The sequence below is a fragment of the Poseidonibacter lekithochrous genome (assembly GCF_018861145.1).
Taxonomy (GTDB): Bacteria; Campylobacterota; Campylobacteria; order Campylobacterales; family Arcobacteraceae; genus Poseidonibacter; species Poseidonibacter lekithochrous_A.
This window is the reverse complement of the sequence record NZ_JAHKQT010000017.1, coordinates 55,907-77,183: the sequence shown is the minus strand read 5'-3', so window position 1 is coordinate 77,183 and position 21,277 is coordinate 55,907. Positions and strand designations below refer to the sequence as shown.

General features: G+C 26.5%; 24 protein-coding genes and 1 tRNA gene. 13 read left to right on the top strand and 12 right to left on the bottom strand.

What is annotated here, in order from left to right; translation table 11 throughout:
* Position 1: 1 nt before the first annotated feature.
* Genes KO488_RS06230 through KO488_RS06220 form a run of 3 tightly spaced genes read right to left on the bottom strand, consistent with a single transcriptional unit; the run spans position 2 to position 1,092 of the window.
* Positions 2–178, bottom strand: coding sequence for a hypothetical protein (locus KO488_RS06230; RefSeq protein WP_216057931.1), 177 nt, complete (start codon positions 176–178; stop codon positions 2–4).
* The gene (locus KO488_RS06225; RefSeq protein WP_216057930.1) at positions 179–820 is read right to left on the bottom strand and encodes a Lin1244/Lin1753 domain-containing protein; all 642 of its coding nucleotides are present in this window, start codon (positions 818–820) and stop codon (positions 179–181) included.
* Positions 821–825: 5 nt separating this feature from the next.
* Positions 826–1,092, bottom strand: coding sequence for a hypothetical protein (locus KO488_RS06220; RefSeq protein WP_216057929.1), 267 nt, complete (start codon positions 1,090–1,092; stop codon positions 826–828).
* Between the two features lie 161 nt (positions 1,093–1,253).
* Here KO488_RS06220 and KO488_RS06215 point away from each other — a divergent pair, with 161 nt between their 5' ends.
* On the top strand, positions 1,254–1,844 hold the full coding sequence (locus KO488_RS06215) for a hypothetical protein (RefSeq protein ID WP_216057928.1): 591 nt from the start codon (positions 1,254–1,256) through the stop codon (positions 1,842–1,844).
* 89 nt (positions 1,845–1,933) lie between these two features.
* Here KO488_RS06215 and KO488_RS06210 read toward each other — a convergent pair.
* The 3 genes from KO488_RS06210 to KO488_RS06200 form a co-directional block, all read right to left on the bottom strand.
* A tRNA-Arg gene (locus tag KO488_RS06210) sits at positions 1,934–2,010 on the bottom strand.
* Positions 2,011–2,094: 84 nt separating this feature from the next.
* Complete coding sequence (gene mqnP, locus KO488_RS06205; RefSeq protein ID WP_216057927.1) at positions 2,095–2,955, bottom strand: menaquinone biosynthesis prenyltransferase MqnP; 861 nt, start codon at positions 2,953–2,955, stop codon at positions 2,095–2,097.
* Positions 2,956–3,044: 89 nt separating this feature from the next.
* The gene (locus tag KO488_RS06200) at positions 3,045–3,524 is read right to left on the bottom strand and encodes an OmpA family protein (RefSeq protein WP_216057926.1); all 480 of its coding nucleotides are present in this window, start codon (positions 3,522–3,524) and stop codon (positions 3,045–3,047) included.
* A gap of 116 nt (positions 3,525–3,640) precedes the next feature.
* Here KO488_RS06200 and KO488_RS06195 point away from each other — a divergent pair, with 116 nt between their 5' ends.
* The 5 genes from KO488_RS06195 (at position 3,641) to rsmI (ending at position 7,318) form a co-directional block, all read left to right on the top strand.
* The gene (locus tag KO488_RS06195) at positions 3,641–5,011 is read left to right on the top strand and encodes a peptidoglycan-binding domain-containing protein (protein ID WP_216057925.1); all 1,371 of its coding nucleotides are present in this window, start codon (positions 3,641–3,643) and stop codon (positions 5,009–5,011) included.
* A gap of 60 nt (positions 5,012–5,071) precedes the next feature.
* Positions 5,072–5,290 carry a hypothetical protein gene (locus tag KO488_RS06190; RefSeq protein WP_216057924.1) on the top strand — a complete coding sequence of 73 codons (219 nt, stop codon included), beginning with the start codon at positions 5,072–5,074 and terminating at the stop codon, positions 5,288–5,290.
* A 35-nt stretch (positions 5,291–5,325) separates the two neighbouring features.
* The gene (gene miaA, locus KO488_RS06185; RefSeq protein WP_216057923.1) at positions 5,326–6,198 is read left to right on the top strand and encodes a tRNA (adenosine(37)-N6)-dimethylallyltransferase MiaA; all 873 of its coding nucleotides are present in this window, start codon (positions 5,326–5,328) and stop codon (positions 6,196–6,198) included.
* A gap of 85 nt (positions 6,199–6,283) precedes the next feature.
* Complete coding sequence (gene rpmE, locus KO488_RS06180; RefSeq protein WP_216057922.1) at positions 6,284–6,490, top strand: 50S ribosomal protein L31; 207 nt, start codon at positions 6,284–6,286, stop codon at positions 6,488–6,490.
* Between the two features lie 9 nt (positions 6,491–6,499).
* Positions 6,500–7,318, top strand: coding sequence for a 16S rRNA (cytidine(1402)-2'-O)-methyltransferase (gene rsmI / locus KO488_RS06175; RefSeq protein ID WP_216057921.1), 819 nt, complete (start codon positions 6,500–6,502; stop codon positions 7,316–7,318).
* Positions 7,319–7,326: 8 nt separating this feature from the next.
* Here the strand turns inward: rsmI and KO488_RS15380 are convergent, their stop codons facing one another.
* Positions 7,327–9,297, bottom strand: coding sequence for a methyl-accepting chemotaxis protein (locus KO488_RS15380; RefSeq protein ID WP_216057920.1), 1,971 nt, complete (start codon positions 9,295–9,297; stop codon positions 7,327–7,329).
* Positions 9,298–9,428: 131 nt separating this feature from the next.
* On the opposite strand from KO488_RS15380, the gene rlmB reads away from it, so the two are divergent.
* The 5 genes from rlmB to KO488_RS06145 all read left to right on the top strand — a co-directional run bounded on the left by rlmB (position 9,429) and on the right by KO488_RS06145 (position 14,894).
* A complete protein-coding gene (rlmB, locus tag KO488_RS06165; protein ID WP_216057919.1) occupies positions 9,429–10,118 on the top strand; it encodes a 23S rRNA (guanosine(2251)-2'-O)-methyltransferase RlmB in 690 nt (229 codons plus the stop codon).
* 11 nt (positions 10,119–10,129) lie between these two features.
* Positions 10,130–10,936 carry a hypothetical protein gene (locus tag KO488_RS06160; RefSeq protein WP_216057918.1) on the top strand — a complete coding sequence of 269 codons (807 nt, stop codon included), beginning with the start codon at positions 10,130–10,132 and terminating at the stop codon, positions 10,934–10,936.
* Positions 10,937–10,939: 3 nt separating this feature from the next.
* Positions 10,940–12,154: an LL-diaminopimelate aminotransferase gene (locus KO488_RS06155; RefSeq protein WP_216057917.1), complete on the top strand. Its 1,215-nt coding sequence runs from the start codon at positions 10,940–10,942 to the stop codon at positions 12,152–12,154.
* 14 nt (positions 12,155–12,168) lie between these two features.
* Entirely contained in the window at positions 12,169–13,431 is a 1,263-nt protein-coding gene (locus KO488_RS06150) for a homoserine dehydrogenase (RefSeq protein WP_216057916.1), read from the top strand.
* A 107-nt stretch (positions 13,432–13,538) separates the two neighbouring features.
* Entirely contained in the window at positions 13,539–14,894 is a 1,356-nt protein-coding gene (locus tag KO488_RS06145) for an MATE family efflux transporter (protein ID WP_216057915.1), read from the top strand.
* On the opposite strand, the gene KO488_RS06140 is transcribed toward KO488_RS06145, so the two are convergent.
* Genes KO488_RS06140 through KO488_RS06130 form a run of 3 tightly spaced genes read right to left on the bottom strand, consistent with a single transcriptional unit; the run spans position 14,891 to position 17,314 of the window.
* Positions 14,891–15,997 (bottom strand): tetratricopeptide repeat protein, encoded by a 1,107-nt coding sequence (locus KO488_RS06140; protein ID WP_216057914.1) that lies wholly within the window; start codon positions 15,995–15,997, stop codon positions 14,891–14,893. The two genes, KO488_RS06145 and KO488_RS06140, sit on opposite strands and share 4 nt — an antisense overlap.
* On the bottom strand, positions 15,981–16,139 hold the full coding sequence (locus KO488_RS06135; protein WP_216057913.1) for a hypothetical protein: 159 nt from the start codon (positions 16,137–16,139) through the stop codon (positions 15,981–15,983). Before KO488_RS06135 ends, KO488_RS06140 begins: the two co-directional genes overlap by 17 nt.
* A gap of 11 nt (positions 16,140–16,150) precedes the next feature.
* Positions 16,151–17,314, bottom strand: coding sequence for a hypothetical protein (locus KO488_RS06130; RefSeq protein WP_216057912.1), 1,164 nt, complete (start codon positions 17,312–17,314; stop codon positions 16,151–16,153).
* Between the two features lie 161 nt (positions 17,315–17,475).
* Here KO488_RS06130 and KO488_RS06125 point away from each other — a divergent pair, with 161 nt between their 5' ends.
* Positions 17,476–19,110: a sensor histidine kinase gene (locus KO488_RS06125; protein ID WP_216057911.1), complete on the top strand. Its 1,635-nt coding sequence runs from the start codon at positions 17,476–17,478 to the stop codon at positions 19,108–19,110.
* 18 nt (positions 19,111–19,128) lie between these two features.
* A complete protein-coding gene (locus KO488_RS06120) occupies positions 19,129–19,773 on the top strand; it encodes a response regulator transcription factor (protein WP_216057910.1) in 645 nt (214 codons plus the stop codon).
* On the opposite strand, the gene KO488_RS06115 is transcribed toward KO488_RS06120, so the two are convergent.
* Positions 19,770–20,462: a putative DNA-binding domain-containing protein gene (locus KO488_RS06115; RefSeq protein ID WP_216057909.1), complete on the bottom strand. Its 693-nt coding sequence runs from the start codon at positions 20,460–20,462 to the stop codon at positions 19,770–19,772. The two genes, KO488_RS06120 and KO488_RS06115, sit on opposite strands and share 4 nt — an antisense overlap.
* Positions 20,452–21,276 carry a DUF692 domain-containing protein gene (locus KO488_RS06110; protein ID WP_216057908.1) on the bottom strand — a complete coding sequence of 275 codons (825 nt, stop codon included), beginning with the start codon at positions 21,274–21,276 and terminating at the stop codon, positions 20,452–20,454. Before KO488_RS06110 ends, KO488_RS06115 begins: the two co-directional genes overlap by 11 nt.
* Position 21,277 lies beyond the last annotated feature (1 nt).

The following is a 21,277-nucleotide window of genomic DNA, read 5'->3' as shown; positions in this document are numbered from 1 at the left end:
TTTAAATCTTTTCGTAAGGAGTAAAAATTTTAGAAAGAACTGTATTTTCATATTTTAAATATCTTTCATATTTTTTATTTCTTACATTGATTGAAGTTCTTTTTCTTTTTTCAATTACTTTTACTTTAGTTCTTTCTTTTTGTAATATTTTTTTCATTCTCTTAAGATCTATATTCATCTAATATCCTTTTTTTATCTCACCAATTAAATATCTTGTATTATTAATTGCATAATTAACAATCATTGGTAAAGATTCTTTCTTAACCAAATTTTCACATTCAATACTCAATCCTAATGATTCTAATTTAATTTGTGACATTTCTCTTGCTGTCATTCCTGATATTTTTCTTAAAATTTCGATATCTTTTTTTTCTTTTTCTTTCTTTTCCTTTTCTTTTCTTTCTTTGTTCAACATTTGTTGAACATCCGTTGAACGTCCGTTCGATTTCTGTTCATTTTTTAATCTTCTTGCCTCTCCTGACTTTATTCCTGCTAACCTTGCTTGCTCTTTTTTACTATTCATTAACGCCATTCTGTTATTCAAACTTTTACTAAAAAAGAATTTCTCATCTTCAAGTATAAATAAACCATAATTTAAAACCACAACTCTCATTTTTGCTAATGTAGTATTATATTTTCTTGCAAGACTAGGAAGTAGTTTTAATGGATATTTATAGCTTTCTTGTTCTCGTAATGTTTCAACTAATATCCAAAAAATACCATATCCTTCTAATCCTATCTCTTCTATGAGTAACATACACTTGAAGTCATCTTTTGCATTACTGTCATGAGAAAAGTAATATGCATCCTTTTTTAACATGATTACTACCTAACAACTTTTACAGTTTGGTCTGTTAAATACATAGCAATATTTAATAAAGGGAAAAACACACGTCCATTTTTTCCTTTTCCTTTTATGTAATCAGGGATAACACTTGAATCAGACTCCATAATAGCTCTATCTATTGTTGAAATTGAACATTGTTTATATTCTGCTAACTGCTCTTTTGTAATACCTATTGACGTTTTTGAATTTGGAAATGCATCTTCTAAACGCATAAGGTTGTATTTTAATATGTCTTCGTAATTCATTTCTTTTTCCTTTATGTATTGTAACTATATTTCATTTTATATGTTTTTGCTCCATAAATTGTAATATTATTTCACTTAATAAATTCTTAATATTGGAAACAATGTTTCCTTAAGAGTTAATTGTATAAAATTTAGAAATATTATTACAATTTAGGCTATAAATGATTACAAACACACTAATTTCAAAAGTACTTAGTATGACTCCTCAAGGAGTAGGAAAGTGGAGAAAAGAGAATAGACCAATAATTAGATTAATTGAAAAGTATTTTACTGATGATGATTTAATACAGTTTATAAATACAGATAGTATTTCAAGATACGATTTAATAAATGTCTATAGTCAAAAACAGTTCGATGAATATTTCTTTTTTATTGAAAAACTAGCTGATACATTAGAAGAAGAAGGAATATTTCTTTATTTTAGTTTTTTTGATAAATTTGGACAAAATATATTTGATGATTTATTACATTATTCATCTAATAAAAGTAATATGATTGACACAAAAGTAAATATATTGTTATTAAAATATTTAAATAAATACTATGCCTCGGAAATCAATAATAATATGAATAGTAAAATATTAGAAGAACCATTTAATTGCTTATCTTCCTATTTACTTGAATTAGATATAGATACAATTTATTATGCAATATTTAACTTTATTAACAATATTCCAAATAGAGTATTAGATAAATATTATGCTACTTATTTAAAATCTACAAGTCTTAATGACTTTATAAAAAAGAATTAGATGGGGAACATCTGGGTATTTGAATATCTATCAATATAAAAAAAGCCCGACATAAACACTGCAAACAGCGATTAAATCGGGCTTCTAAATGGTACGCCTGACAGGAGTCGAACCTGTAACCGCCGGGGCCGAAACCCAGTGCTCTATCCAGTTGAGCCACAGACGCATTTATAAATAAGGGAAGAATATTAGCAGATAAAAGCTTACATACCTTTTAGATTACTAACACTTTCCTGATTTTGTTTAAAATTTAGAAAAATATATTATCTAAAACAATAAGAATAAAAAACACAATCCCCAAATAACCGTTTACAGTAAAAAATGCTTTATCTATTTTTGTAAAATCTTTATTTACTAAATAATGCTCATAAGAAAGCATAATAGCACTTACTATTACTGCAAGATATCCAAAATATGAACTTTCTGATTGTATTATAAACAACAACCAAAATAGTATAGTTAAAGAATGAAATACTTTTGATATCAACATTGTTTTTTTTGCACCAAACTTTGAAGGAATAGAATGTAAGTTCAATTTCTTATCAACTTCAATATCTTGTAAAGAATAAAGCAAGTCAAATCCAGCAACCCAAAACATAACACCAATACTAAGAAATACAGACCATAAAGGTATAGTTTCTAATACCGTTACAACTCCGGCAATTGGTGCAAGACCTAAAGATATTCCTAATATAATATGAGCTAAATACGAAAACCTTTTGAAATATGAGTAAGAACCAATAACTAATAAAATAGGTAAAGATAAATATAAAGCCAAGTCATTTACAAAATAAGCAACTAAAATAAATCCAAAAGCATTAGCTAGTGTAAATATCAACATTTGAGTAGCAGAAATTCTTCCATCTACATTTGGCCTATTTACAGTTCTTGGATTTAGTGCATCTATATCTCTATCCATATATCTATTAAAGCCCATTGCAAAATTTCTTGCCGTAAGGGCTGCAAAGATTCCTAGAAGCATAAGGTTAAATCCAAACCAGCCATTTGCAGCTACTACCATTGCAATAAAAATAAAAGGTAAAGAAAATATAGAATGTTTGAACATAACTAGTTCATTGAAATCATTAAGTTTTTTTAAAAGTTTTTCCATGAAGAGGATTTTATCTAAGAATAATAAAAAGATAAATTAAGATAGAAATAAATAAAGACTTTAAATCGTCTTTATTTATTGTTTAAGTTTTATTGCTCTTGAAATTTAGTTGTTGCAATTCTAGTTTTTTGATTTGCGATATAGTTAGATAATTCAGTAGATGTATTAAATACTTCACCTACAACTCTTCTATTTTGCGCAGCACCAGATTCTGTATTGTTGTTATATAAAGGAGTTGACTCACCAAATCCCATTGCTTTTACTCTAGATGAAGGAACACCTAATTTAATTAATTCAGCTTTAACTTTTGCAGCTCTTCTTGTTGATAAATCATAATTATATTTTGCACCTGATAAAGAACTTGTATGTCCTTCAATAACAGTATATAAATCAGTTTGTTTTAAGAATTGTGCATATTCTCTAATTTCTTTCATTTCTGATGAATCAGCATATACTGTTGATGCATTTTTAAATTGAACATTTAAGTCCTTAACCATAATACAATCAGCCGCACTTAAAGATGCTGCTCCTATAAATCCAACTAGTGTTGATATAATAACTTTTTTCAATTTTTTCTCCTCAAATTTAATAATTAATCAGATAATATCATAATTAAACTAATTTTAAAGTAATATTTATGATTATTTAGATAGCATTTAGTAATTATTCAAAAAAGGAATTAAAAATGTCAAAATATTTAAGAAATTCTGCAATATTAGCAGCTGCAGCTGTTATTGGAATGACTGGTTGTACTTCAAAAGATACAATGGGAACATCATCTGATAAAGTTATACAATTACAAAAAGAAATTGATGCTCAAAATGCAAAAATTTCTCAATTAGAAATGGATAAATCAAAAGCTTTATCATCGATTAACGCAATGAATGCGGAAGGTAAAGATGCTAATGCTGTGATAAATTCACTAGTACCTGCAAATGCAAAAGCAGGTGAGTGTTACGCAAAAGTTTTAGTTCCTGCAAAATATGAAACTAAAAAAATCCAAAAAATGTTAAAAGAAGCTAGAACTAATATAGAAATTATTCCAGCTACATATAAAGTTGTAGAAAAGAAAGTTACTATTAGAGAAGAATCTTCAAAATTAGTTGCAGTTCCTGCTACTTACAAAACAGTTACTGAAAAAGTTTTAATTAAACCAGAAACAACTAAATTAGTTGTTATACCTGCAACTTACAAAAAAGCTTCACAAAAAGTAATGGCTTCTCCTGAATCTTCAAAAATCATTACTGTTCCTGCAACTTATAAAACAGTTACTGAAACTATTATGGTTGAGCCAGAAAAAACTAAATTAGTTACAATTCCTGCAACTTATAAAACAGTTACTGAAAAAATTTTAGTTAAACCTGCATATACTTCATGGAAAAAAGGTAGAGGTGAAATTGAAAAGATTGATAACTCAACAGGTGATATTTTATGTTTAGTTGAAGTTCCAGCTGTTTACAAGACTCTTACTTCAAAAGTAATTGACAAACCTGCTACTACTAAAGCTGTTAAAACTCCAGCTGTTTATAGAACAGTAGAAAGAAGAGTTGTTGTAACTGCTCCAACTACTAAAGAAGTTAAAATTCCAGCTACTTATAAATCAGTACCAACTCAAGTTATTGCAACTCCTGCAACTACTAAAAAAATTGTTATTCCAGCTGTTTACAAAATGATAACTAAAAAAGTTGTTGCAACACCTGCAACTACTAAAGAAGTTAAAATTCCAGCTGTATGTAAAATGGTTAAAACAAGAGTAGTTGATACTCCTGCAAAAGAAGTTAAAACTAATATTCCAGCAGTTTACACAAACGTACCAACAAAAGTTAAAGTTGCTGATTCTTACCTAAAATGGCAAGGAATTCTTTGTGAAACAAATACTACTAATGATGTAGTTGCTAACTTACAAAGAGCATTAAAAGCAAAAGACTTTAAAATCACTAAAATTGATGGTGTATATGGGCCAGAAACAAAAGCTGCAGTTCAAGCATATCAAAGAGCAAACAAATTAAATGAAGGTGCTCTTACTTTAAAAACTCTAAAATCTTTAGGTTTATAGTATAATTAAAACAAAAAGCTATAAAGCTTTTTGTTTTTAATTAAATTAAGAAAGAAACTCATGAAAATATTAAAACTTACCCTATCAATACTACTTATCTCTACAGTTTTTACAGCTTGTATTTCAAAAGCACAAACACACGTAGAAGATTCAAACAAAGACGATATCTCAAATTTATTAAAATCATTAATTGAAAAAGAACAAGAAATCAATAAACTAAATCAAATATTAGAAGATTGTAGAAATAAAGAAGTACAATCAAAAGAAACTGCTAAATAAGATAGCATTCATAAGAGTTTAGATAAAATCAAAAAATGAAAGAAATCGCAATTATAGGCTCAACGGCCTCAGGTAAAACTGCTTTATCACTAGAAATAGCACATAAAACAAATTCTATAATACTATCACTTGATTCACTAGCAGTGTATAAAGAGATAAATGTAGCTTCTGCAAAACCTACAAAAGAAGAGCGCGGAGATATTATTCACTTTGGAATTGATGAAGTTTTACCAAACGAAGAGTTTGATGTTATTCAATTTATAAACTGTTATAAAAAAGCAAAAGATTTTGCAAAGAATAATGATAAAAACCTTATTATTGTTGGTGGAACAGGATTTTATTTAAAAAGTTTAATAGAGGGTATTTCTACAGGAGTTGATTTTAAAGTAAAACTTGATTCAAATGTTGGTGAGATATATGATTTGTTGTATTCATTAGATAAAGATTATATGTCAAAAATCAAAAGAAATGATAGATATAGAATTGAAAAAGCTTATGCGATTTATAAGAAAACTGATTTAACTCCAAGTGTTTATTTTAAAAAAAATCCAAAAATTCCAATTGTAAAAAATCTAAAACTTTTTGAAATCCTTTGGGAAAAAGAAGACCTTAAAAAAAGAATTTATCAAAGAACAACTCAAATGATAGATAATGGAATTATTGATGAAGTAATATATTTAGAAAGAAAATATACTAGAAAACCAAATAGTATGTCATCAATAGGAATACTTGAAACTCTAGAATTTTTAGATGGAAAACTAAATAAAAAACAATTAGAAGAAAAAATTGCTCAAAATACAGTCAAACTTGCAAAAAGACAAAATACTTTTAATAAGGGTCAATTTAAAAGTAATAAAACTTCAAATATTATAACAAACTTAAATTCAGATATTATTAAGTTTTTTTAGATATAATCCCGATTCAAAGAGTTTAATAAAGGGCAACTATAGACTTGACCTTTTATTTTACATTAATTTATATAAGGACCTTGGCGTGAAAAAAGATATACACCCAGACTACAAAACTTGTACAGTATCTTGTGCTTGTGGTAATTCATTTGAAACTAAATCAAATGTTGAAACTATGAGAATAGATATTTGTTCATCTTGTCACCCATTCTTTACTGGAGAGCAAAAAATTGTTGATGCTGCTGGTAGAGTTGAGAAATTCAAAGCTAAATACGCTGCTGCTTCTAAGTAGTAGAACTTTATGCTCTGCTTAGTTCCCACTCCTATTGGAAATCTTGAAGACATCTCAAAAAGATCTCTTCAAGTTTTACAGGAGGCGGAACTAATTTTTTGTGAAGATACAAGAGTAACAAAAAAACTACTTTCACTTTTAGGTGAAAAAAATAATCTAGACTTCAAAGATAAAGAATATAAATCTTATCATTCTCATAATGAAAAAAAAGTCTTAGAAACATTATCAAAAGAAACTTTTATTAAAAATGTTGTTTATGTAAGTGATGCAGGAATGCCTTGTGTTTCAGATCCTGGGGCTACACTTGTTGATTACTGTATTAAAAATGATATAGAATATGATGTATTACCTGGTGCAAATGCTGTCTTAACAGCTTATGCAATGAGTGGGTTTCCTCATACTACTTTTTCATTTCATGGTTTTTTAGATCATAAAGGAGCTACTCGAGCACAGAAATTAAATGAAATTTTAAATGATGATAAACTAGCAATTCTTTATGAATCACCACATAGACTAGCAAAACTACTAGAAGAATTAAATAAACTTCAACCTTCTAGAACAATATTTTTAGCAAAAGAAATTACAAAATTACACCAAACAACTTATAAAAGTACTGCTGCAAATTTATATGAAGAATTTAAAAATATAAATATAAGAGGTGAATGGGTTGTAGTTATTGAACCAAAAGAAATAAGTGGTTCACATCTTGAATTAAAAGATATACAAGACTTAGACTTAGCTCCAAAAATCAAAGCAAAACTTATTTCAAAACTAACAGGACAAGCTACAAAAGAAGTTTACCAACAACTTATGAAAGAGAATATATAAGTTATTACTTATATATTCTTTTCTAAAGTTTTTAAATTATTTTGAATATAATCTATTTTCCCTAAGTGATTAATTAAAATATTAAAGCCATCTTTTTTATCTTCAATTAAGCCATTAGTATCTTTACTACTTTTAGTTATTTCTGTAAAAGAGCCACTTATTAATCCTATATCTTTTGAAATTGTTTCTAATGAAGAACTAGCTTCATAAATTATTTTAGATATTTTATTTATATCTTTTATTGTAATATCAACTGAAGAATTACTCTCTTTTACACTTTCTTGTGTTGTTTTAGAAAGTTTCTTAACTTCATCTGCAACAACTTTAAAACCATTACCATATTCACCAGCTCTTGATGCTTCAATTGCTGCATTTAAAGCTAATAAGTTTGTCTGCATTGCAATACCTGAAATTGCAGTTAATACAGTTTTAATATCAGATGCATTACTTATTAAACTTTTCATATTTTCAACTAAATCATTATTTGTATCGACATTTTTTGTAATATCATTTGAAAATACTTCAAACTTACTATTAACATCACTAATAATTTCATTCCCTTTTTTTGTATTTCCATAAACATCATTTAAAATGTTAACCATATCTTTAATCAAAGGAAAAGCATCATTTAAAGTACTTAATAAAGTATTTCTAACTTTTGATAACAATCGTTGCTGATGGATTTCTTTCTTTTCATAATAAGCAGAATATTGTGCATATTTTTTTACAAAATTATCAACAAAATTATCAGCAAAATCTTTTTCATTTTCTACATGATAAAAGAATAATGCAGTTAAAGTTTGATTTATATTCAAGCCTAAAAGTTCTCCAAATGTTGAGAATCCAGCAATAGGAATATCATTAAAAGTTGTCAAAGAGTTTAAATGTTCATAATTAGTCAATCTTCTTAAAATACAATCATTAAACATTCCACCTATTGGTTCAACATGCTTATTTGCACAAAATCTTCTATAATCATTTTCAGTTTGTGAAAGAAAATCTTTTCTTTTTACTAAATATAATACATCACCAAAAGAAATATCACAAAAAAATGAAATATTTTTATTTTCTATATCAACATTTGATACAGATCTAATATAAATATCATTATCAAGTTTAATTGCAAAAGTATATGAGTTAAGCACTTCTGGTAAATCTTCAAGTGTACAATTTAATGTAGAACATAGAACATCAACAAAATTAACGATTTGATTACTTGTTTCATCTAGTGTACTAGTTACTGTTCTATTTAAAACATTAGCTTGCGCAACTAAAAAAGATTTATTTGTTGCTTCACAACTTTGAGATTTAAATATTCCATATTTTATATTATTCTTTAATTTTACTAAAGTAACAACAGCTTTATGTCTAACTACTTGGTTATTATTAAAAATAAATGTTTCTTTAAAATCAAGTTTTCCACCTGCTGATCCACCTATAATTAAACAAGGAAGTTTTCCACTATTATAAACAGCTTCAGTGAAAAAACTCTCACTATTTGATAATCCATCTATTAAAGTTAAGGCAAAAGTGTCCTCATGATTAATTTTAAATGGAATATTTACTTTATCTAATTCATTACTTATTTTTGAAACCCTTTCTTTGTGTGAGTAACTATTTGGATCTAAGTTTTCACTAAATAAAGGGATAGTTAATACTTCTATATCTTCTATCATTTTTTCACTAAATACTTGAAAAACTATGTCATCCCAAGTAGAACTTGCATCATTATAAATCATATTTCTTTTTTCGTCTAAATTATAAGTACATAATTCACCAGCTGTTGTAACTAAAATAACTTTTGTGGCTGAAGAAAAAAATGATTTAACTTTACTTGATAACTCTCTAAAATTTACATGAGGGGATACAAATCCTAAAACCAATTTAGTCTCGCTATTTTCGAAACTTAAACTATCAATTAAATCTTGATTAATTTCTGACAATTTTGTATTTACTATTTTTAGATATTCACTTTTCATAGACGCTCTTTCTCTTTAATTTCTATGATATATAATAATATAATTATATAGCTAGGTTATAGCAAATAGCTAATTTATTCTTTTAAAACTATCAAAGAGGTTTATCAACAACTTTTAGATAAAATCTAGCCATGATAATATATGGAAAACAAATCGTACTATACGTACTAGAAAATCACCCCGAATTAATTGAAGAAGTTTTTCTTTCAAAAGAAATAGATAAAAAACTTTTTTCAAAGTTTGCAAGTCTTAAAAAAGTAATTTACAAAGTAGATAACCAAAAAGCTCAAGCACTTGCAAAAGGTGGAAATCATCAAGGTTTCTTTTTAAAGTTAGTTCAATTTGACTATACACCAATCAAAGATTTCAAAGAAATGAACTTTATCTTAGTTTTAGATGGAGTTACGGATGTTGGAAATATTGGTGCAATTGCAAGAACTGCATATTCAATGGGTATTGAAGGAATTATAGCTTCAAATATCAAGACTATTAATAACGCTGGAATTGTAAGAACAAGTTCAGGAGCATTACTTGATTTACCATTTATGGTGCACCCAAGATCTGCTGATTTATCAAGTGAGTTAAGAGATTGTGGCTTTACTTTAATAGGTGCAACAACGGATGGTGTTGACTTAAAAAAATATGGTAAAATCGAGAAAACTGATAAAGTTGCATTATTCTTAGGAAGTGAAGGTGAAGGTATTTCTCCAAAAGTTGCTAAAAAACTTGATTTAAAAGTATCAATTGCAATGGAACATGAATTTGATTCGTTAAACGTATCAGTAGCTGCTGGGATTTTAATTTATAATCTAAAAAGATAAGAGATTTTATTATGATAAAAAAACTAATTTTAATAATTACTTGTACTGTAGCTTTAAATGCAAACGTAAATACTCAAATTAGAGATATACTAGGCCCTAGTGCTTACAACAAGCACAAAAACTTAATTAATTATATCTTTAATGGCTCATCGTATTCTAATAATGGTCAAGTAAATTATCTAGCATTAACAAGTAAATTACAAAGTAATGGATTATTAAAATTAAAATATGGCTCTACAAAATATATAGATGTATCATTTAAAATAAGTGATACACCTAAAAAATCTCTTTTAATTTTAAAAGACGCACTTAACTCTTTAGGTCATTATTACTATCTTGTTCAAGATGCAAAATATGATAACAACAGTTTTATTTGGAATATAAAGCTAAAAACAGAAGCCGCCATTAACCCTCTCAGATTAGCAAAAGCACTTGCAAAAAATAATTGCCAAGTGAGCTATATAAAAAGAGAGGGAGCTTATAGCTGGAGATATTCAATAAATAGTGATAATTCAAATATATATAAAGCAAAAGATTTAACAGCAAATAATCAATTATCACTAAAGAAACCACTTAAACCTTATTTAATAAAAATTTCAAATGCTAATAGTTTGAATATAACTTCTAATAGAGGGAATAGATGGCATCCAGATGTTGTTTTTTATGATGATGATTTGAATATTATAGAAAACTTTAAAGATGATAGTTTACATCATGACTTAAGAGTTGATGTACCAATTAATACAACATATATAAAAATAGATGATTTGTATTCTCTTGCTAATTTAAAGCGAGGGATTAGTATTACAAAGGAGTAATAAGTGTTTGAAGAAATAGAGTTTGAGAGAATGAAGAGACTTCCAAACTACGTGTTTGCAGAAGTTAATAATATAAAAATGGAAGCAAGACGTGCGGGTGAAGATATAATAGATTTTTCAATGGGAAATCCTGACGGTCCTACACCACAACACATTATTGATAAGCTAAAAGAAACTGCGGATAAAGCTAAAAACCATGGTTATTCAGCAAGTGCTGGTATTTATAAATTAAGACTTGCAATTTGTAACTGGTATAAAAGAAAATATGGTGTAGATTACCTAGATCCAGATAAACATGCATGTGCAACAATGGGTTCAAAAGAAGGTTATGTTCACTTAGTTCAAGCTATTGTAAATGTTGGTGATGTAGCAGTAGTACCTGATCCTACATATCCAATTCACTCGTATGCATTTATGTTAAGTGGAGCAGCAATTCATAAGTTTGAACTTTCTTTTGGAGCTGATTTTAGAGTTGATGAAGATCTATTTTTTGAAAGATTACAAAAAACATTAAATGAATCAATTCCAAAAGTAAAATATGTACTAGTTAATTTTCCACATAATCCAACTTGTGCAACAGTGACTCCTGAGTTTTATCAAAGATTAGTTGATATGGCTAAAAGAGAAAGATTCTATGTAATCTCTGATATTGCTTATGCAGATATTACTTTTGATGGATATAAAACTCCTTCAATTTTTGGAGCAGAAGGTGCACTTGATGTTGCAGTTGAATCATTTACTTTATCTAAGTCATATAATATGGCAGGATGGAGAGTTGGATTCATTGTTGGTAATGAAAAATTAGTAGGCGCTTTAAAAAGAATTAAATCATGGCTTGATTATGGAATGTTTACACCAATTCAAGTAGCAGCAACAGTAGCTCTAGATGGTCCACAAGAATGTGTAGCAGAACATACCGAAAAATATAGATTTAGACGAGATGTAATGATTGATGCATTTAAAGATGCAGGTTGGGATATGGATATACCAAATGCTTCAATGTTTATTTGGGCAAAAATTCCAAAACAAGCAGAACACTTAGGAAGTATGGAATTCTCAAAACAATTATTAACACAAGCACAAGTAGCTGTAAGTCCTGGTATTGGATTTGGTCACTATGGTGAAGGTTATGTAAGAATTGCACTAATTGAAAATGAGAAAAGAATTAGACAAGCAGCAAAAAATATAAAGAAATATTTAAAATCTTTAGAAAAATAAGAATAGGAAAACAGATGTTAAAAGTAGGAATTATTGGAGTAGGAACTGTAGGAGCTAGTGTTGCAAATATTTTAAGAGATAATAAAAATATTATTACTGCACGTGCTGGTATTGAAATTGAACCAGTTCTTGGCGTAGTTTCTAACTTAAATAAAGATAGAGATGTAAGTATTAAATTAACAGATAATATTGATGAAGTTTTAAATGATGAGTCAATTGATATTGTTGTTGAGCTTATGGGTGGAATTGAAAAACCATATGAAATCGTAAAAAAAGCATTGGCAAAAGGTAAAGCAGTTGTAACTGCAAATAAGGCTTTACTTGCATATCATAGATATGAATTACAAGATTTAGCAGGAGATACTCCTTTTGAATATGAAGCAGCAGTTGCAGGTGGTATTCCAATTATTAATGCTTTAAGAGAAGGTCTAACTGCAAATAATATTGAATCAATTAAAGGTATCATGAATGGTACTTGTAATTATATGCTAACAAAGATGATTGATGAAGGTGTTGATTATGACACGATATTACAAGAATCACAAGAATTAGGATATGCAGAAGCAGATCCAACATTTGATGTTGGCGGTTTTGATGCTGCACATAAATTACTAATTTTAGGTTCTATTGCATATGGTATTGATGCGAAACCTGAAGATATTTTAATTGAAGGTATTCAAGATATTTCTCCTGAAGATATTGATTTTGCAAATGAATTTGGTTATTCGATTAAACTTCTTACAATTGCTAAAAAAATAGGTAATGAGATTGAACTTAGAGTTCATCCTGTATTACTTCCAAATAGTGAAATGATTGCAAAAGTTGATGGCGTTATGAACGGTGTTTCTGTTATTGGAGATAAAGTTGGTGAAACGATGTATTATGGACCAGGAGCAGGTGGAGATGCAACTGCATCTGCTGTAGTTGCTAATATTGTAGATATTGCAAGAAGAGGAAAAGGTTCACCAATGCTTGGTTTTGAAACTTCTTATGGTGAAGAATTAAAACTAATGAGCAAAGATGATATAAAAACAAAATACTATATAAGACTTAGAGTTGAAGATAAAGCTGGAGTATTAGCAAAAATTGCAACTATTTTAAGTGAATATGATATTTCAATTGAGAAATTAATTCAAAAACCACTTAATAAAACTTGTGCGCACCTTTTACTTTCAACTCATACTTGTATTGAAAGTGATATAAATAAAGCATTAGCAAAAATTGAAGCAACAAGTTTTGTTACTTCAAAACCTGCTATGATTAGAATAGAAGATTAAACCCTTCTTTTCTATCTTTATAAACAAATTTACAATATAAACATCTAAATCTTCTTTTTTATACTATAATCAATTTTAAACAAACTAATATAGATACGGATTCCATTTTGAGAAAATCAGCACATTTAACAACACAAGAAATACCTACTTTAATAAAACAACTAGCAATTCCAGCAAGTGTAGGAATGTTTTTTAACACTATGTATAATGTAGTAGATACATTTTATGCAGGACTAATATCAACTGAAGCAATTGCTGCTTTATCTTTATCTTTTATGATATTCTTTTTAATAATTGGACTAGGATATGGTTTTTCTTCTGCAATTACAGCGTTATTAGGAAATGCCTTTGGAAAAAAGAAATATAAACTAGCTTCTATTTATGCTCATAAAGGCTTGTTTTTTGTTCCTCTTCTTGGTATTTTCTTAAGTATCATTGGATATCTTTTAGCTCCATCTTTATTTATTTTATTAGGTGCTAGTGATCAATATTTAGCAACTTCAATTGAATATATAAATCCAATTTTATTTGGTACTGTCTTTTTTATGTTTAACTTTTCGTTAAACTCAGTACTTGTTGCTCAAGGTGATACAAAAACATATAGAAATACTCTAATATTTGGATTCTTTGCAAACCTTGCTTTAAATCCTTTATTTATTTATGGATTCTTATTTATTCCTGCAATGGGGATAAAAGGTATTGCAATTGCTACAGTTCTAATTCAAGTAATAAATATGTTTTTTATGCTTTATAAAGTACTTCAAACAAAAGTAATTCATTTTAAAAAACTTGAATACTTTCTTCCAAACTTACGAGTATATAAACTATTTATGAGCCAAGGCTTGCCTATTAGTTTAAGTATGCTAACTATGGCATTTGGTTCACTAATTCTTACTTATTTTGTATCTCATTATGGTATGCAAGCAGTTGCAGGATATGGAATTGGATATAGAGTTGAACAACTTATGCTTTTACCTGCACTAGGACTTAATACTGCTGTTCTAACTCTAGTATCAAATAACTATGGTGCTAAAAAATATGATAGAGTTATTCAAACATTAAAAGTTTCACTTAAATATGGATTTATAATATCAACTGTTGGAATAATTATATTAACGCTCCTTGGTAGATTTTTTATTATGCAATTTGATTCAAATGAAACAGTTGTAGATTTCGGTGTTGATTATTTACTAGTTGAAATATGGATTTTTTATGCTTATATTGTTTTATTTATCTGTGTATCAACACTTCAGGGAATTAAAAAACCTAAGATGATTTTGTTTATTAGTTTATATAGACAGATTGTAGCAAAGCTAATTATTGCATGGGTTATAGTAAAATATTTTGAATTAGATTATATTTATTTATGGTTTGGGATTTTATTTATGATTTACAGTGCTGCTATTTTTGCATATTTCTATACAAATAGAGTGCTTAAAGAAGTTTGTAATAAAACTATTTAGTTTGTTCCCACTTTATATTTTTCCATAATATTTTTATTTTTACTTGCTCTAGAAAAACCTAAATCAGATGATTTGCTAAAATACTTATAGGCTATTTTGTCATTTTCTTTTACAAATAGGCCTATATAATAAAATATGCCTAGATTAAAATAAGCCTCTTTTTCTTTTGATTCTTTAAAATATTTAAGAGACTTTTTCTTATCAATTCTTTTTTTACTATTTAGATAATAAACGCCTAGATTAAACTTTATTTTTCCAACAATATTCTGATTTTTAGGATTATTTAAAGCCTTTAATAAATCATTTTTATTGTTTTTTATTCCATCTATATTTATATAGTTTATTATTCTTTTAATATCTAAATAGTATTTTGATTTTTTCTTAATTTTATTTGTTCTTTTTACTTCTTTAATGGGTGTATAAAAATTGCTTTTTATCTTTGTTAAATTATTTAGATATGCATCTATATATCTATATTCTGATTTATCATAGTTTTTAATATTTAAATTATTTTTAACATAAGTATCTATCTCCTCTTTATCAAACGTCATATTAAAAGTATATGACATTTCTTTTAGACGAATATCACTTGTTTTTTTAAATGTAAAGTACAACCATTTATCAAGTTTATTACTTATTGATAAAGGGATATTATATCCTTCAATTATTAGAGAAGTAGACTTTTTATAAGGAATTATTTTATCATTTAATATGTAGTTTAGTTGTCTCTGATTTTGCTCGTTATAATCAGTAAGATAATAATTTAAATCTACAAAACCTATGTTTAGTATATTCTTTTTATCAAAATATTTATTTTTTGATAAATAACCATCTAGGTAACCAATAGAACTTACTCTTAATAGTTCTAAATTATAATCTTTAACAAGTTTGGGAAGAAAAAATCTAAAGCCATTATCTTTTAAAGACACATATCCTGTATCTTTTAAAATTACTCTATATTTATTACCTTCTATATGATAATGAAAAGAAGGATTTACAATATTATAAATATCATGAAATTTTGCATAAGAATTAATACAAAAGATAACTAGTAGAAGAAGAATACTTCTACTAATTATTGAATTTTTATCTAGATTTTTCAACAGCAATAATCTTACTATGGAGTAATGGTACTTCTTCAGTATGAACATCTACTACTTCTACAATAGTTACTTCTTTTTGAGAACAGGCTGTAAATAGTGTTAAAACAAATAGACAGCTAAGTAATTCTTTTATATATTTCATAAGTCAACCTACTATTTAACTGGAGTAGAAACTACGGAATTAATAAACTTTTCTCTACCTTCCATTGTTGAAACTAATGTTGGTAAGAATGAAGCATATTGTCCATAACCTAATTGGTGATTACTAAGATTTGTAATCTCTTTAACTTGAATCATTCCTTTTTTATAATTTTGCGAATTTGAAGTTAATTTAATTAATTCATTTACTGAAAGGATTGCTAATTCACCTTTAATTGAATATTTAGTCTTAGTTGGACGAGGAGAGAATATTACAGTTTTTTCAACATCTTTGTTTTCACTCATATCTCTCACTGTTAATTTAAAACTTCTTTCTTGATTAGCTGTATACCCAAATGGGAAAGAAATATAAAGTGATTGTTCATGTCCATAATTATCATAAACAAATGAAGTTGTTTTATTTTGAAGTAATTTTAAAATCTGAATTTTCTCTTTTTGACCTAATAAAATATCAGGACTAGTATCTTCAGCATAAGCTATACTATTCCCCATTTTTTGTTTTGAGTGTGCATTTTCAAAAGCTGTCATATCAATTGATGATGTTTCCTTATTAAATGTTTTAAAAGAAACTACTCCACTTAAACTATCTTCATCAACACCTTGAGTTCTTAAATTACCATGAGGTTGAATTCCTTGTGCTAACATATCCCATCTGTTAACTAAAATAGATTTATCTACTTTATTAGTTCCTGATTCATCAAATTGTGCAATTGGATAAATTTCTATATAGCCATTTGTAAAATCAATATCCCTATGACCTGAAAGCATACTATGAGCACTTAAATCTTTACCTTGAGATAATACTTTTTTTACAGAAGGATGATTAGAATCATCATCACTAGTTAAAATCACTCTCCCTTGTACATCACAAAGAGTTCCTGACCACACATCTCCTGGAGATAAGAATATTGGTAAATCTACTTCTTGAGAACTAACTCTTTCTCTAATAGAAACTTTTGCTAAAATTGAGTTTGTTTCATTTGTGTTAAAAACTTTAATTTCACTACAAACATCATTTTTTGCTTCATAAAAAGGTGCAATTAGGAAATCTCCTGTTCCATCAGTAGCAATTGAAACAGTTTTACTTGGGTGACCTCCTGCAAGTAATGTACTCGTACATAATGCAGATAATACGATTGTTTTAAATTTATTAGTCATTTTACTTCCTTGTATAATTTTTATTTATAAACAATAATACATTATTTATGTGTCAATAGAATGTCATTTCGTCTTTAAATAAATTATTTTATATTATTTTCTTAATATCACTACAGTAAATAACTATAATAATTTAATAAATTTTATTGTACCATGCATAAATGAATACAAAATTTAATAAATTTAGAACAAAAATCTCAATTGTAATGCTTATAATATTATTTCTATTCTTTATAACAAACTTTTTTGGATATAAGTATTTAATAAAAAATGTTCAACTAAATAATATAAAAAATCAGCAAATGCAATTTTATAAGATACAAAGAGAAACAAATAAACTCCTAACTTCTATCTTATTTAAGTATTATAAAAATAAAGAAACAATAATACAAAAACATAAAATAGCACTTGAGTATTTAAAAGATAAAGAATATAATATTTCACTAAATGAAATACATAATATTTTAAATGAAGGGCTTACAAATAAACCATATAATATTTATATTACTGATGATAATTTAAAAATTGTAAATACTACTTTAAAAGCTGATTTAGGCTTTGATTTATCATTTGCAAAATTCTTCTTTGATAAGCATAAAAAAGAAAATATTATAGGCTCTTCTGCTCCTATTTTTGAAACTTTTTCAAGTAATTTTTTAAGTTTTTCTGATTCTTACTTGCCTAATTCAAATAGAATTCTACAAATAAGTTATACATACAGTCATACTTTTAATGACTTAAAAAATATTCAAGAATTAATAAGCTCATCAGAGATAATAAAAAATGGAAATGCTTATATTATATTTAAAGATGGATACATAGGGGATTTTGTATTTAATGAATTTAAAGTAAAAAAGATTAATTTAGAAGAAATTAAATTACGTTTAAAAAAAGGGAAAGATTTAAATGACAAAATAAAAGACAATAAAATTATTACCCAAAGATGGGAAAAAGATGGGAAAACCTATAAAAATTTATACTTTTCTCAAAAATCACCTTTTTTTGATGATGCGAAAATTATCTATTCTGTAGTTTTTGCTCAATCAAATTTGGAAAATGAATTAAAACAGATAAATATAATTACCATAATTTTATCTCTTTTATTTATTATAATAATTTATTTCCTATTAAAAGCAAGAGATAATGAACTTTTATTAAATCAAAAAGATACTTTTATCAAACACTCAGTTCATGAAATAAAAACTCCTCTTACAATTATTTCATTAAACAATCAATTAAGAAAAAAAGTAAGGGGTGAAGATAAATATACTCAAAAAATTGATAGTGCGATAAAAACTCTAAAAAATTCTTATGAAGATATGACATATTTAATATCAAAGAATTTTATTGAATATGAAAAAAGTATTATTGATTTACAAGAGTTTATTCAACAAAGAGTTTATTATTTTTCAACTGTTGCAGTTGATCAAGGAAGAGTTTTAAAAATTACTAATAATAATTCAAATATTAAAGTTAAAATATCAGAAGTTGAACTTACAAGACTTATAGATAATAATATTTCTAATTCAATTAAATATTCAGATATAAACTCAACTATTTATATAAAACTTGAAGACAATATTTTGTCCTTTGAATCTTCAGGAAAAAAGATTATTAATAGTAAAACTATTTTTAAAAAATATACTAGAGAAAATAATACACAAGGTGGCAATGGCTTAGGATTAAGTATCGTAAGTGATATTGCTTATGATAATAATATCTTTATTGATGTAATTTCAAAAGAAAATAAAAATACTTTTATTTATACTTTTAATTGCCACAATACTGACACCTAAGAATTATATAATTTCTTTATGAAAATATTATTATTAGAAGACGACTTTAGCTTAAATGAAGCGATAAAAGAAACCTTAGAAAATTATAATTATAAAGTAGACTCTTTTTATGATGGTATGGAAGCATATATGAATATATCCAATACTTATGATTTATATATTTTAGATATAAATACGCCATCTTTAGAAGGTATTGACTTATTAGCTTATATTAAAAAATCTAAATCAAATTCTAGAGTACTAATGATTAGTGCAATTATTGATATAGAGAAAATCCGAGAAGCATATAGCCTTGGCTGTGATGATTATATAAAAAAACCTTTTGAAATTGAAGAATTATTATTTAAAATTGAAAGGATTAATAAAAAAGACACTAACTTAATTGAAATTAATTCCTTTACAAAATATTATTTTAGAAAGAAGGAATTATATATAGAAGATGAGCTTTGTCCATTAACTAAAAATGAGAAGAATTTTTTACATTTATTAATAGAAAATCATAATCAAATTATTGACCACTCCAAAATAGAAGATTTTGTTTATGAGGGAGAGTCAAAAACAAGTGATGCAATAAGAAGTATGGTCAAAAGACTTAGAAAAAAAATGAATTCAGAACTAATAGAAAATGTTTTAGATGAAGGCTACAGAATCAATACAAACTAATTACAAATTGCCTTTGAAAGAAGTAACTCTTTTAAAGGCTCATATAAAATTTCTTTTGCTTCATTAAAATCTATTTCATTTTCTTTACATAAAGATTCTAAAGTCTTTGAAATACTCTCTTTCTTATTTGCCTTTTTAATTAATGTATATATAAATTGATTTATTTCTCTAAATAAAACATCATCACTTTTGTAATCATAATATATAATTAAAAAGTTTTCTCTTTTTGTTTCATGATTTTTATTTATAATATCAAAATTACATTTTTTAATTCTACTCCAAGGGGCTAAAAGATAAGAGTTATCCCAAGAAAACTTAGATTTTTTGATTTTTTTATATTCTTTCATATATATCTCAACTTCAATCCAGTCAAAATATAAAAGCTCATATAAATACTTTCTATTATGAAAAAGTTTTTGTTTTTTTACAAATTTTCTATAGTCATTTGCTATTTGCCATACAAAAGGTGTACTTGGAGGATTTTTTAGAAATTCATAAATACTTTTTTCTAGTTCATGTTCACTAACATACTTACTAAACTCTATAAAAGTAGACTTTACAATTTCTTCATATCTATTAAAAACAAGCTTTTGATAAACACTATAAGCAGAGTTATTTGGATTGTTTTTTTGATCACTTATAATATCAAAAAATCTATTCTGCACATCTCTTTCAATATTATTTGCCATTACGAACTGCCTTACAAATACTTTCCATCTTTTTATACTCTATTGCAAGTTCTTTTAATGGAGGTACATTATTGTCTCGTTCTATCATAACTGGTGCATCTATTTGTTTTAGAGTGTATTCTAAAAGCTTCCAAACACCTGAGCATATTGGCATACCATGTGAATCAATCTTTAATCCTGCATCTTCATCAAAATAATGTCCTGCCATATGCATATAAGCTACTTTACTTTTATCAATTTCATCAATAAATTTTCTACCTTTAAAAGAATGATTTACAGAATTTACAAATACATTATTTACATCTAAAAGCATTTGAGCACCTGATTTTTCCATTACTTCATTTATAAAATCAACTTCTCTCATTTCTGAATAAGGAACTAAATAATATGTAGCATTTTCAAGTATTAAATTTCTTTGAATTATATCCTCAACTTCTTTTACTCTATCACTTATAATATTTACCATTTTTTTAGTCATTGGAACAGGTAATAATTCATAAGATTGTTTATTATCTAGAGAGGAGAAAGAAAGATGTTCAGAATAAAATTCGATATTGTATCTATCTAAGAAAGTTTTGATCTGTTTGACAAACTTTTTATTAAGTTTGTCTGCAGATCCAATTGATAAAGATAAACCATGTGCGATTGTTGGTCTAGAAAACACTGCTTCTTCAAAAGACTTTTCAAAAATCTTTGGCATATGCATCCAGTTTTCAGGGGTAACCTCCCACCAATCTGGTTGAAATTTACTTGATTTAATATCAAGTAAAAAATCACTTCGTAAACCTAATCCACACCCGTTTAAATTTATCATT

Bases quoted from the DNA above. Each gene is read 5' to 3' on its own strand.
- KO488_RS06230 (WP_216057931.1), bottom strand. From the start codon at position 178: ATGAATATAGATCTTAAGAGAATGAAAAAAATATTACAAAAAGAAAGA.
- KO488_RS06225 (WP_216057930.1), bottom strand. From the start codon at position 820: ATGTTAAAAAAGGATGCATATTACTTTTCTCATGACAGTAATGCAAAA.
- KO488_RS06220 (WP_216057929.1), bottom strand. From the start codon at position 1,092: ATGAATTACGAAGACATATTAAAATACAACCTTATGCGTTTAGAAGAT.
- KO488_RS06215 (WP_216057928.1), top strand. From the start codon at position 1,254: ATGATTACAAACACACTAATTTCAAAAGTACTTAGTATGACTCCTCAA.
- mqnP (WP_216057927.1), bottom strand. From the start codon at position 2,955: ATGGAAAAACTTTTAAAAAAACTTAATGATTTCAATGAACTAGTTATG.
- KO488_RS06195 (WP_216057925.1), top strand. From the start codon at position 3,641: ATGTCAAAATATTTAAGAAATTCTGCAATATTAGCAGCTGCAGCTGTT.
- KO488_RS06190 (WP_216057924.1), top strand. From the start codon at position 5,072: ATGAAAATATTAAAACTTACCCTATCAATACTACTTATCTCTACAGTT.
- miaA (WP_216057923.1), top strand. From the start codon at position 5,326: ATGAAAGAAATCGCAATTATAGGCTCAACGGCCTCAGGTAAAACTGCT.
- rsmI (WP_216057921.1), top strand. From the start codon at position 6,500: ATGCTCTGCTTAGTTCCCACTCCTATTGGAAATCTTGAAGACATCTCA.
- KO488_RS15380 (WP_216057920.1), bottom strand. From the start codon at position 9,297: ATGAAAAGTGAATATCTAAAAATAGTAAATACAAAATTGTCAGAAATT.
- rlmB (WP_216057919.1), top strand. From the start codon at position 9,429: ATGATAATATATGGAAAACAAATCGTACTATACGTACTAGAAAATCAC.
- KO488_RS06160 (WP_216057918.1), top strand. From the start codon at position 10,130: ATGATAAAAAAACTAATTTTAATAATTACTTGTACTGTAGCTTTAAAT.
- KO488_RS06150 (WP_216057916.1), top strand. From the start codon at position 12,169: ATGTTAAAAGTAGGAATTATTGGAGTAGGAACTGTAGGAGCTAGTGTT.
- KO488_RS06135 (WP_216057913.1), bottom strand. From the start codon at position 16,139: ATGAAATATATAAAAGAATTACTTAGCTGTCTATTTGTTTTAACACTA.
- KO488_RS06130 (WP_216057912.1), bottom strand. From the start codon at position 17,314: ATGACTAATAAATTTAAAACAATCGTATTATCTGCATTATGTACGAGT.
- KO488_RS06125 (WP_216057911.1), top strand. From the start codon at position 17,476: ATGAATACAAAATTTAATAAATTTAGAACAAAAATCTCAATTGTAATG.
- KO488_RS06120 (WP_216057910.1), top strand. From the start codon at position 19,129: ATGAAAATATTATTATTAGAAGACGACTTTAGCTTAAATGAAGCGATA.
- KO488_RS06115 (WP_216057909.1), bottom strand. From the start codon at position 20,462: ATGGCAAATAATATTGAAAGAGATGTGCAGAATAGATTTTTTGATATT.
- KO488_RS06110 (WP_216057908.1), bottom strand. From the start codon at position 21,276: ATGATAAATTTAAACGGGTGTGGATTAGGTTTACGAAGTGATTTTTTA.